This window comes from Moraxella ovis (assembly GCF_900453105.1).
GTDB lineage: Bacteria > Pseudomonadota > Gammaproteobacteria > Pseudomonadales > Moraxellaceae > Moraxella > Moraxella ovis.
Window position 1 is genome coordinate 1,562,986 of record NZ_UGPW01000001.1, and the last position, 13,031, is coordinate 1,576,016.

Genomic DNA, 13,031 nt, shown 5'->3' on the forward strand with positions numbered 1-13,031 from the left:
ACAAGGCTTTTTTTGAATAACTTAGCAAACTTAGCAGACTTTTGGGGGTGTATTTTTAAATTTATCCTTAAAAAGATGTGAATATGTTGATAATAAAAACAAGCACGCAAACACCAGCCCCACCGCCTAGATATAGCCATCAACAAAGATAAGCACCAGCACCGACCGAACCGACCGCCCCAGCACCGAACCGCCAGCCAATCCGACCGCCAACAGTCGGGGGGTGTGCAAGAAATGCCAAACACCACACCAGCGGACACCACGCCCCTAGCCGTGCATAAAAAAAATTCTGTTTTGGAAAAAACTTCCGAAAAGACGGAGAAAGTAGGGCTGTAACAAAGTTACATAAAATTACATAAAACCGCCCCTATTTTCGCCAATTTTCGCACGCCTGCATGATGTGGTAAAAATGGGGTAAAATGGCAAAAACAGGGGGTTACTTTGAAAAAAACTGGTATATTTACTGGTATAACTGAAATTTAATATAAAATAATTATTTAAATATCAATAACTTATGTGTTTTGTGTGATGCCCGCTAGGTGCGCCATTTTATAAATACAAGAAAAATCACCCGATGATGACATCGAGTGATTTTTTGTTTTTAGTTTTGGCGATAGTTTGGTGCTTCTTTGGTGATTTGAACATCATGCACGTGTGATTCTTTCATGCCGGCAGACGTTACTTTCACAAAGGTAGTGTTCTTACGCATCTCTTCGATGGTGTGGCAGCCGGTGTAACCCATTGATGATTTTAGACCGCCCGCCAACTGGTTAATGATGCCGGTCACTGGGCCTTTATAAGGAACGCGACCCTCGATGCCCTCTGGCACTAACTTCTCAACGCCATCTTTGGCGTCTTGGAAATAGCGATCTGATGAGCCGTTTTGTCCGCTCATCGCACCCAATGAACCCATGCCACGATATGCTTTGTAGTAACGCCCTTGGAAGAGCTCAACCTCGCCCGGTGCCTCTTCTGTACCTGCCAGAAGGCTACCCACCATAATGCAAGAAGCACCTGCCGCGATGGCTTTTGCCATGTCGCCTGAGAAGCGAATGCCGCCGTCGGCGATTAGCGGAATGCGATCTTTAAGAGCGCTGGCAACGTTATCAATCGCGCTAATCTGTGGCACGCCAATGCCTGCAATGATACGGGTAGTACAGATAGAGCCTGGTCCGATACCCACTTTAACTGCGTTCGCGCCCGCGTCCATCAGGGCAAGTGCGGCATCGCCTGTCGCGATATTGCCACCGATTACTTGGATGTTTGGATAGTTTTTCTTGATCCATGCCACACGATCGATAACGCCTTTTGAGTGTCCATGAGCGGTATCTACGATGATCACGTCCACATTCGCGGCAACCAATGCCTCAACTCGTGCTTCGGTATCTACGCCCGTGCCCACTGCCGCACCCACACGCAAGCGACCTTTTTCGTCTTTACAAGCACTGGGGTTATTCTCAGCCTTGGTAAAGTCATTAACTGTAATTAGACCTTTTAGGCGAAAATCATCATCAATCACCACCACTTTCTCGATGCGGTGCTCGTGTAGTAGTGCTTTGATTTGTTCTTGTGGCGTGCCTTCTTTGACAGTGACCAATTTGTCTTTTGGCGTCATCACATTCGCCACTGGCTGATCTAAATTAGTCTCAAAACGCAAATCACGATGCGTCACAATACCCACCACGCGATCTGTACCACGCTCTACCACAGGCACACCGCTGATTTTATGCTCTTTAGTGATGCGCAATAGCTCACCCACGGTCGCCTCAGGATGTACTGTGATAGGATCGGCCACTGTGCCCGCCTCGAACTTCTTGACGTGACGCACACGACTGGCTTGATGCTCGATGTCCATGTTCTTGTGGATGATGCCCAGACCACCAAGCTGCGCCATGGCAATCGCCATCTTAGACTCAGTCACGGTATCCATTGCAGCGGAGATGATTGGTAGGTTTAGGTTGATGTCAGTAGTAAGGCGGGTGGTTAGTTTTGTTTCTTTTGGCAGGACTTCTGAATAGGCAGGCAGGAGTAGCACGTCATCAAAAGTTAAAGCGTCGTAGGCAATGCGTAGCATAGGTTATTTCCTTGGTGGTTGCCCTGCGATGAATCACGGAAAATGACCGCCATTCAATGAAAGCAGGTTATGGAATAACGCCGTATTGTATCAAAATTTCTAAGAAAAAAGCAAGCAATTTTTGGCTAATTTGTCAAACTTGCTAAAATTTGCTAGCAAAGTCAGGTAATTTTTGGCATAATGAATAAATTTTATTTGGCTATATAATGGCATTATAATGAGCATTTTTACAAACCGTATTTTTAATAAATTTGGCTTGGTTGGCGCCCTTGCCTGCTTAACTGTATTAAGCGCATGCGACAATAAGGCAAATAGCGACACAGCCACGCCAACCATCGCCTCAAGCAAAGCCCTACCCTCTGATGATGCTGTGGTCAGCGCTCTTCAAAAGAACCTACAAGCGTCAGGCGTAAACCTCACCGTTAAATCCGCCATGCCGACCGACATGCCTAACATGTACTGGGTGATGTTCGATGAAGCGCCGCCGATGTTTGTTGATGTCAACGGCGAATACATCATTCAAGGTCAGATCGCCAAAGTCGGCGGCGAAGAACCAGTTGATATCACTGCCGCCATGCAATCTACCATCGCCAAAGAGATGTTATCAGCGGTCGATAAGAATGAGATGATCATCTACCCTGCTACTGGCGAGACCAAAGCTGCCGTGTATGCATTCACCGACCCAAGCTGTCATTATTGCCAAAAGCTGCACAGCGAGATCGACGACATCACAGCTCAGGGCGTTGAGGTTCGTTATTTGGCATGGCCTAGAACCGAACAATTCGTGCCTGTGGCTCAAGCCATCTGGTGCAGCGCTGATCAAAAAGACGCCATCACTCGCGCCAAAAAAGGCGAAAACATCACCGCACCCGCCTGTGACAACCCTGTGGCAAAACACATAGAGCTTGGACATGCGATTGGCGTGAGTGGCACACCTGCAATCTTTAGCGAATCCGGCCATCAAATCGGCGGCTATCTACCTGCTGATGAGCTCGCTAAGATGGCAATCAAACATCGCTGATAGGTAGTGACTGCTTTTTAATACTTTCATAAAATTTTCACAAAATCACGTGAAAATTGCTAGTAAGTTTTATAAAGTTATGCTAAGTTAAGCAATCTTCTTTATCCTATATACAATCCATCAGCTGACAGACGCCAATTTTAATTAAGGAATGGATGATTTGATTGGCGCCGATTGTGATTATTATTAAATTTATAACATCAAACTTGACAACTTTTGAGAAACGATACCGTGAATAAGTCAATCAATCTTGCCGTATTAGGTCTGGGTACCGTTGGTACTGGCGTGGTTAATCTTCTAAAAGATAACGCCAATGAGCTGGCACGCCGCAGCGGACACATCATCAACATCACTCACGTCGGCACGCGCCGTCATCGCGATGACATCGACAGTAACATCAAACAAAGCACTGATCTGCTTGCCATCGCAGAGGCTGATGATGTGGACATCGTCATTGAAGTCATTGGTGGCACTGATGTTGCCAAAGATGTCATAATGCACGCCATCCGCCACAAAAAACACATCGTTACCGCCAACAAGGCACTGCTTGCCAAGCACGGCAATGAAATCTTCGCCTTAGCCGAAGAATACGGCGTACAAGTACGCTATGAAGCAGCGGTCGCAGGTGGCATCCCCATCATCAAAATTATCCGTGAAGCATTGGCCGCTAACAAAATCGACTGGCTAGCTGGCATCATCAATGGCACTGGCAACTTCATCATGACCGAAATGCAAACCAAAAACCGCAAATTCGGTGATGTGTTGGCAGAAGCTCAAGCGCTAGGCTATGCTGAAGCTGATCCTACTTTTGATGTTGAAGGTATTGATGCTGCGCACAAATTATCACTACTGGCATCGATCGCTTTTGGTATCCCGATTCAGTTTGATAAAGTATATTGCGAAGGCATCACTAAGGTCAGCCTACAAGACGTGGTGTACGCCAAAGAGCTTGGTTATAGCATCAAGCACCTAGGCTTCGCCATTCGCCGCGAAAATGGCTTTGAGCTACGTGTACACCCTACCCTTATCCCAGACAGCACCCTACTAGCCAACGTGAACGGCGTAAAAAATGCCGTGATGGTCGATGCTCATCCACTGGGTCAATCCCTGTATTATGGCGATGGTGCAGGTGCAGGTGCGACCGCATCAGCAGTCATGGCTGACGTGATGGATCTGATCTATGTCATCGCCGCCGCCACGCCAAGCGACGTGCCCCACTTGGCATTCGTCCCCGAGGAGCTATCAGATACGCGCATCCTATCTAGCGACGAGATGACTTCTGGCTACTATCTGCGCCTAACGGTTAAAGACGAGCTTGGCGTGCTTGCTGACACCACACGCATCCTAAGTGACAATGGCATTAACATCGATGCAATCTTACAGCGCGATGCTCATAAATCAGGACTGGTGCCGATCATTATCCTGACCTTGCCAGTGCTTGAAAAGCAAATAAACGAAGCCATCAAGCAAATCGAACGGCTAAATGCCGTTACCGAGCCCGTGGTGCGCATCCGCCTAGAAAGCCTAGACGAGTAAATCAACCCAATAAAAAAGAGCGTTATCAGCGCTCTTTTTTATTGTTCAAGCAATCATTAGATTCGGCGCCAAGTCGTACCTGCACGACTGTCTTCTAATTCCACGCCTTTGTCTTTTAGCTCATTACGAATGGCGTCCGCTCTGGCGAAGTCTTTATTTGCCTTGGCATCAGCACGCGCTTGGATTAATGCTTCAATCTCATCGGCACTTAGACCATCATCCGATAGGCTTGCTTGCAAGAACTCATTGGCAGATACCTCAAGCAGACCAAGCCCGCTTGCCAGCGTCTTAAGCAGTACGCCGTAGTTTCTGACAGCTTCATTATCGCCCGCATTGATGGCTTTATTTATCTCGCCTGCCACCGAGAACAGCGTACTGATCGCCTTAGGCGTATTAAAGTCATTATTCATCGCCTGCACGAATTCATCAGCATAAGCTTTGGCGAAGTCCGCTTGGACAATATCGGCATCAACGATAATCTCACCCACACTCTCGGCTGATTTTAGGGCGTGATATAGGCGGCTGATGGCAGTATGACTCTCGGTAAGTGCCGCATCAGAGAAATTGACCTGACTGCGATAATGACTGGATAAGATAAAGAATCGTACTGTCTCGCCGTGGAATTTGGCAAGCACGTCTTTAATGGTTGAGAAATTCCCCAAAGACTTACTCATCTTCTCGCCATCGACATTAATAAAACCAACATGTAGCCAGTGATTGGCGTAGGTCTTACCTGTGCAAGCTTCGGACTGGGCGATTTCATTCTCATGGTGGGGGAACTGCAAATCATGTCCACCGCCATGAATGTCAAAAGTCTCACCAAGGCAGCAGCCGCTCATCGCCGAGCATTCAATGTGCCAACCCGGGCGACCATCACCCCAAGGACTTGCCCACGCAGGTTCGCCCGCTTTGGCGCGCTTCCACAGCACAAAGTCAAAGGGATTGGCTTTATCGTCTGCCACGTCCACGCGGCTACCCGCCTGCATCTCATCAAGATTTCGCTTGGACAGCTTGCCATAATCCTTAAAACTATCAACCGCATAATACACATCGCCGCCCTTGGTATAGGCATGATTTTTGTCCATCAAAGTACTGATGATATTCTGCATCTCATTGATGTGCTCGGTCGCCTTAGGCTCAATGTTCGGACGCAGACAGCCCAAGGCATCTGCATCCTCATGCATGGCTTTGATGAATCGCTCGGTGAGCTGATTTATGCTCTCACCATTTTCATTGGCGCGGTAGATGATCTTATCATCAATGTCGGTGATGTTGCGCACATAACTCACATCAAAGCCAAGCGACATCAAGTGTCGATAAATCACGTCAAACGCCACCATCACGCGCGCATGACCGATATGACAATAATCATACACCGTCATGCCGCACACATACATACCGACCTTACCCGCTTCTAGCGGAACAAAGGTTTGCTTATCAGCGGTCATGGTGTTGTAGAGTTTTAGATTGTCTTGATGGTTGGCAAAAATACTCATGGCAAATCCGAATTGTCAATTTAAACGCATTATCATACCGAAAATTTACCCAAAATGCCATAATTTCCCCCACAAAACCACACCAAAATCAGAAAAACACAACAAATTTAAGCTTAGAATTCATACAGTTCAACAAAAATACCAAACGCAGAATAAATTAAACCGCCATCATGACAGCCACAAAAAACACCCTTGATATTAAGGGTGTTTTTGACTCAACAATCCAAGGATTAGTTAAATAGGTGATCAATCGCTGAACGCTCTTCTTCTAGCTCGTTAAGCGTGATGTTGATACGCTCTTGGCTGAATTCGTCGATTTCAAGACCTTGAACGATTTTGTATTCGCCATTTTCGGTCGTTACAGGGAAGCCGAACATTACGCCTTCTGGGATACCGTATGAACCGTCAGATGGGATACCCATGGTTACCCACTCACCGTTTGAGCCTAGAGCCCAGTCACGCATGTGGTCGATGGCTGCGTTCGCTGCTGACGCTGCTGATGACAGGCCGCGCGCTTCGATGATCGCTGCGCCACGCTTACCAACGGTAGGTAGGAAAGTGTTAGCATTCCACTCTTGGTCGTTGATCATGTCTTTTACAGATTCGCCATTCACTGTCGCAAAACGATAGTCTGCGTACATGGTTGGGCTGTGATTACCCCATACAGTTAGGTTTTTGATGTCTTTAACTGCAGTGCCAGTTTTCTTAGCTACTTGAGTTAGCGCACGGTTGTGGTCTAGGCGAAGCATTGCGGTGAAGTTCTTAGCAGGTAGATCTGGCGCTGACTTCATGGCGATGTATGCGTTGGTGTTTGCAGGGTTACCTACCACCAATACTTTAACGTCACGGCTAGCTACGTCGTTTAGTGCTTTACCTTGAACGGTGAAGATTTTTGCGTTTTCTTGAAGTAGGTCAGCACGCTCCATGCCAGGACCACGAGGACGCGCACCTACCAATAGGGCATAGTCTGCATCTTTGAATGCCACGTTTGGATCGTCAGTACCAATCACGTCTTGAAGTAGTGGAAATGCGCAGTCATCTAGCTCCATGATAACGCCTTTTAGAGCTTGTTGTGCTTTTTCGTTCGGGATTTCTAGTAGTTGTAGAATGACAGGTTGATCTTTGCCAAGCATCTCGCCTGAAGCAATACGGAACAGTAGGCTATAACCGATTTGACCAGCGGCACCAGTTACCGCGACACGGACAGGTTGTTTGCTCATGATATTATCCTTATACAGAAGTAGAATTTTGGTAATTTTGCAACTTCAAAACCATTTCAAAAATCACAAAATCATCTTAGTGTAGCACTTTTTTATGGCATTGACAAAGTTTTTTGCCATAAAATTAACGCGCTTATTTAGGTGCTGTTCTTAATGTCGCTCATCATTGACTATAAGATTATTACATCAATCAAAGCAGCGACTCAATCGGCAGCCACGACATGAACCACACGGCAAAGCGCTTGTGCCACTTGGTATCAGGATCTTGGTAATAAACAGTGTGAGTACCATCATCGTCTTGGCTATGCCAAGCAAGCTTATCCTGCTCAAGCTTTAGCTGATATGCCATGTCGGGCAAGCGCGCACGAATCTGACGCTCCGCGATGGCTGCCATCTCTGGCACATCAAAAATAATCCCCATCTCAGTGTTGTGTATCGCAGAACGCGGATCGAGATTGTACGAGCCGACGAATAGATAACGCTCATCGACAATAAAAGTCTTAGCATGAAGACTCGAACCACTGCCACCTCTATAGCTACCACCCAAGCCTTGGTTTTTCTTTTGGATGAGTGGCGCGGCTTCGGTTTTAAGTTCGTACAGACCGACGTTGCCATTTAATAACGGCTTTCGGTATTTGGCGTAGCCACTATGCACGGCAGCGACATCGTTGGCAGCGAGCGAATTGGTAAGAATCTTAACATCGGTATCTCTGGCGATGTTATTAAACAGCACCACGCCGCCATCAGTCGGTACAAAATAAGGCGAAACAATAGTCAAGGTGCTATTAGCCTTTTGAAAATAAGGCGCAATCTGAGACGTAACAGTATCCTCCCAGTCCTCATCCACACGCATGGGATTATCACTGATCAATCTAGCATCCGTCCAATAAAATTCAACCGTATGATAAATCAGTTTGCTGGCATAATCCGACTGTCTAAGCTCATCGATGTACTGCTTGGTAGCTTGTGTATTGATCGGCTCGGCGCTGATGGCGGCGGGCTTGGTGTCATCTGGAATGATCGCATTGGCAGGATAAGCACGCTCACTCGCCCAATAACGATCAAAATCCTCATTCAGCGCTGGCATCACCTTACCAACCACCGCCACATCCATATCAGCGAACATCATGCCATCGCCTGCACCAAAATATTCATCGCCGACATTGCGCCCACCCACGATCGAGATTGCGCTATCAGCGGTGAATGATTTGTTATGCATGCGCTGATTAAGCCGATCAAAATCATTCAAAAATCCAATCCAGCGGAAACGACGATGCATAAACGGGTTAAATAACCTCACCTCGATATTAGGATGATTATCCAGTGCCTTGAGCACACCATCCATGCCCGCCATGCTATTATCATCAAGCAGTATTCGAACGCGCACCCCACGATCGGCTGCCGCGAATATCCGCTGAGCGAGCAGCGCGCCCGAGATATCATTCTTCCAGATATAGTAACGAATATCAAGCGAATACTTTGCCGTCTCCACCAAGGACAATCGCGCCACAAAAGAATCAAGACCATTAGCAAAAGGATAAACACCCGTCTTATCAGGATGCTGACTTGTCTCTTGCATGATGTGATGGACAAGCAAGCTTGATTCATCCATGGGCAGCGTCATGGATGGCGTGCGTGCATCATTCTGTGGAAGCGGTCGATAGCTTAGTATGGCAGCCATGACCAGCAATGCCAATAGCAATACAACCGCTGCCACCATGTATTTTATAATTTTCATAAACCCTGGCAATATCTTAAAACACACCCATCATAAAACATTCATCCAATAAAAACCACATAAAATAATGACCCAGGTGGATAAATAAAAACACTGCTTATGATAAACGGTGTTTTACTATCGATGCTGATTCGCTTAGTATCTGGGCGATACCGTACCCATGCGCTGACTGATGGGTGTTGGGTTGCCAAGTAGCGCACTATAAATCGTTGCATTTTCCATGACGTGCTTGACGTAATCACGCGTCTCACTATAAGGAATGGCCTCGACATATTGATCAGCGCCAATCGGACCGTGGGTAGGCAGCCATCTGCGCGCCGCGCCCGGTCCTGCGTTATAGCCTGCGGTGGCCACGGCAATTTGATAGCCTGATTTGCCCGCCAAATCACTTAAGAACCAAGTGCCATAACGAATGTTCGTATCAGGATTGCCCATGTCACCTGTGCGCTCGCCAAGCCCACGCGCGATTTGGTTTGCGGTACCTGGGATGATTTGCATCAAGCCTGACGCGGCAGCGCCAGAGCGTGCGCTGGGCTGGAATCGACTTTCTTGGCGCATGATGCCGTATGCCCACGCAGGGTCTATGCCGACATTGCGACTGTATGACATGACGCTATTCTGATAAGGCATCGGGTGAGACAGCGCGGCAGCTCTTAGGTTTGGCATGTTATCGATGGCGTAGATGCTACGATGATACAGTCCTAGATCATGCGCGCGCTTGGCAGCAGCCAATGCCAGCGTGTTATCGTTGGCATCGCGGGCTTTTTTGACCGCCCAGTTCCACTCACGCCCTGAATGCTCAGGGCTGACATTATTGCTCATCATGACGAATGCGCGCGCAAAGTGTGGATCCCTCATCACGCGTGCGCTGTCTTGGGCGCTGATGTTCGGCAGTGCATTACCGCCAATCTCAGATAGGCTTAGCTGCTGACCCAATCTATCTTTTGCCAGCAGTCCATAATAATCCACGCCTGTGGCTAGGCTTTGGTAGATTTTACGGGCGTCGTTTTGTTTGCCGGTTTGTTCATAGCCGCGCGCCAGCCAGTATTGCCAAATGCGTTCACCTTGGTGGATGGCACTCATCTGAGTGATGGCTGACACCACGTCCTGCCATTGTCCAAAATAAATCGCCGCCTGCGCATAGTCTTCAGCTTCTTCTAGGTTGAATGGCTCGCCCATGCTGTTTCTAAACCAAGTCACCGCATCCATGCTAAAGCCGTCATCAGTATTCATGTTCATGCGCTTGACAGCGATACTACGGTAAGCATAACGGCGCGCCATGTCAGAGAGCAGCTTGGTTGAGCGGTTGTTGTCTTGGCTGATGTCATAGTTTAGCTGCATGATCGCTTCATTGTATGAGCGATGCGCCAGCTGACTGATGGCATAGATGTACAGATACTGATTCACATCGCTGTAGCCTTGACTGCTAAATTGCCCAAAGAAACCGTTTGGATTATTGGCAACTCCGCGCAACGTCTCAAAAGAGATCGGCAGACCCAATCGTGATGACAAATCTAGAATCTCGCTCACTTTATCCAATGGCGCTTGACGACTCGACAGCTGTCTGCGATCGATGCGCATCATTCGGATCAGCTGCTCATGCTGGTCAGTGCGCGTGATGCGTGGGTTCGCTGCCATCTCATGGGCAAGCTTATCGCACAGTGATTGCTTAATGCGGGTGTTTAGCCAGACGTTAGGTTTTTGTTCTAATGCGCGATAAGACTCACTGCTTTGGTTAAAGCCCAATGCAATCGCACAAGCCTCCGACGCATCAGCATTCACCACATTGGCTGCGACCGCGCGCACTGACGCATAGTCACTTTCACGCGCCTTGACCTCGGCATAGTCAGCGACCAGTTTTTCACTCATCACCTGACCGGGGTGCTTGGTGACAAAGTTATTCACCGTCTGCGGATCTTGAGCAGATAGGTTATAGTTGAGTCGCCAGTATTCAGGGTAGGCAGCAAACAGTGATCCTTGCATGCTTTGCTCGTATTGGCGCATCGCGTTGGGGCTTGATTTTTGGCGTTCAGCATCGATAAACTGATAAATACTTCCATCACCAGCATCGCCCTGTGCACACGCCACCTGCATTAAGATCGCTCCGCACAGCGCCGACAACAACCCCAGTTTTTGACCATTTTTGCTAAATTTTGGCATCACACCCTTCTTTAATCTGCTTTAAGTCTTAAAAATTAATCCATCTCGCCAAACTCAACACCTTGAACATCGCAAAACAGACAAATGCAACATAGCCTAACAAATTCATCTAACACCCTTGTATAAAAGTTGTAAATTACCCCTGCCTTTAGCTAAATCTTGGGCGTTTTCTGACAAAAAATTCGCTCAATGCACCAACCCATGTTATAATGATGAGTTTTTTGAAATTCCTTTTGTCAGCAATCCCTTGGAGAAAACCATGACCGTTGCTACCTTCAATCCCAAAGCACATCAAAAACCCACCCAAACCATAGAACACCAAGAGTTGCCAGTCATGGCAAATTCTGGCGACATCAAGCCAAGCGATGCACCAAAAAAAGTCTACATCGTCACGCAAGGCTGCCAGATGAACGAATACGACTCCAAAAAAATGGGTGATGTGCTTGGCGACAGTCATGGCATGCTAGTTACCAACGACATCAATGAAGCAGATGTGCTCATCATGAACACTTGCTCCATTCGCGAAAAAGCCCAAGAAAAAGTCTTCTCCGAACTGGGTCGCTGGCGCAAACTAAAACTTAAAAATCCCGACCTCATCATCGGCGTGGGCGGCTGCGTGGCATCCCAAGAAGGCGACAACATCCAAAAGCGCGCGCCTTTTGTGGACATGGTATTTGGTCCGCAGACCCTACACCGCTTGCCAGAACTTTATAATAAATCCACCAAACAAGTCGATGAAGTGCCACGCAATCGCATCGGTGTCGTGGATGTGTCGTTCCCAAGCATCGAAAAATTCGACTTCCTGCCAGAACCACGTGTCGAAGGCTATAAGGCATTCGTCTCCATCATGGAAGGCTGCTCAAAATACTGCTCATTCTGCGTCGTTCCTTATACGCGTGGCGAAGAGCTGTCTCGCCCGTTAGATGACGTACTTGCCGAGATTGACAGCCTTGCCGAACAAGGCGTCCGCGAAATCAACCTTCTGGGTCAAAACGTGAACGGCTACCGCGGCGAGAAAGACGACGGCAGCATCTGCCGCTTCAGCGAGCTGTTGCACTACGTCTCGCACATTGATGGCATTGAGCGCATTCGCTACACCACCAGCCACCCGCTTGAATTCACCGATGATATCATCGATGCCTATAAGACACTGCCAAAGCTCGTCTCACACTTGCATTTGCCCGTTCAAAGTGGCTCAAACAACGTGCTGGCAGCGATGAAGCGCAACCACACCATCGATGTTTACATCAATCAAATCAGCAAATTAAAAGCGATCCGTCCCGACCTACACCTATCCTCCGACTTTATTATCGGCTTTCCAGGTGAGACGGATGCAGATTTTAATGACACGCTGCAGCTTGCCAAAGATTTGGATTTTGATCATTCTTATAGCTTTATCTACTCAAAGCGTCCTGGCACGCCTGCATCAGATCTGCCTGATGATGTCAGCCTAGACACCAAAAAAGCACGACTGGCCGCCTTCCAAGAAGTCATCAAAGACTCCACCTTTGCCAAGACGCGCGCCATGGTCGGTCAGACTGTACGCGTATTGGTCGAAGAGCACGCCAACCGCCGCGAAGGCTACCTTCATGGCACGGCAGACAACACCCGCTCTGTGATCTTCAAAGGCAGTGATGAGCTGCTGGGCAAATTTGTCAATATTCACGTGACACGCGCCATCAGCATGCATCTAGTGGAAGGTGAATTGGTTGAGATTTTGGATTAATCTGTCCAAAATCTCGCCTACAAAAGCCGTACATTCTAGCAAGATTTTAGCCTTATAAAA

Annotated in this window: 8 protein-coding genes; 3 read left to right on the top strand and 5 right to left on the bottom strand. The window is 47.9% G+C overall.

What is annotated here, in order from left to right; translation table 11 throughout:
• Positions 1-601: 601 nt before the first annotated feature.
• Positions 602-2,074 (bottom strand): IMP dehydrogenase, encoded by a 1,473-nt coding sequence (guaB, locus tag DYD54_RS07510; RefSeq protein WP_063514391.1) that lies wholly within the window; start codon positions 2,072-2,074, stop codon positions 602-604.
• Positions 2,075-2,291: 217 nt separating this feature from the next.
• Between guaB and DYD54_RS07515 the strand changes: the two genes are divergently transcribed.
• Both DYD54_RS07515 and DYD54_RS07520 read left to right on the top strand, forming a co-directional pair.
• Positions 2,292-3,095: a DsbC family protein gene (locus DYD54_RS07515; RefSeq protein WP_063514392.1), complete on the top strand. Its 804-nt coding sequence runs from the start codon at positions 2,292-2,294 to the stop codon at positions 3,093-3,095.
• 231 nt (positions 3,096-3,326) lie between these two features.
• Entirely contained in the window at positions 3,327-4,631 is a 1,305-nt protein-coding gene (locus DYD54_RS07520; RefSeq protein ID WP_063514393.1) for a homoserine dehydrogenase, read from the top strand.
• A gap of 56 nt (positions 4,632-4,687) precedes the next feature.
• On the opposite strand, the gene cysS is transcribed toward DYD54_RS07520, so the two are convergent.
• The 4 genes from cysS to DYD54_RS07540 all read right to left on the bottom strand — a co-directional run bounded on the left by cysS (position 4,688) and on the right by DYD54_RS07540 (position 11,245).
• Positions 4,688-6,127, bottom strand: a complete 1,440-nt coding sequence (gene cysS / locus DYD54_RS07525; RefSeq protein ID WP_063514394.1) for a cysteine--tRNA ligase — start codon at positions 6,125-6,127, stop codon at positions 4,688-4,690.
• A gap of 230 nt (positions 6,128-6,357) precedes the next feature.
• Entirely contained in the window at positions 6,358-7,347 is a 990-nt protein-coding gene (locus tag DYD54_RS07530; protein ID WP_063514395.1) for a malate dehydrogenase, read from the bottom strand.
• Between the two features lie 190 nt (positions 7,348-7,537).
• On the bottom strand, positions 7,538-9,085 hold the full coding sequence (locus DYD54_RS07535; protein WP_063514396.1) for a phospholipase D family protein: 1,548 nt from the start codon (positions 9,083-9,085) through the stop codon (positions 7,538-7,540).
• A gap of 135 nt (positions 9,086-9,220) precedes the next feature.
• Positions 9,221-11,245, bottom strand: a complete 2,025-nt coding sequence (locus tag DYD54_RS07540; RefSeq protein WP_063514397.1) for a lytic transglycosylase domain-containing protein — start codon at positions 11,243-11,245, stop codon at positions 9,221-9,223.
• 259 nt (positions 11,246-11,504) lie between these two features.
• Here DYD54_RS07540 and miaB point away from each other — a divergent pair, with 259 nt between their 5' ends.
• The gene (gene miaB / locus DYD54_RS07545; protein WP_063514398.1) at positions 11,505-12,971 is read left to right on the top strand and encodes a tRNA (N6-isopentenyl adenosine(37)-C2)-methylthiotransferase MiaB; all 1,467 of its coding nucleotides are present in this window, start codon (positions 11,505-11,507) and stop codon (positions 12,969-12,971) included.
• Positions 12,972-13,031: the final 60 nt, after the last annotated feature.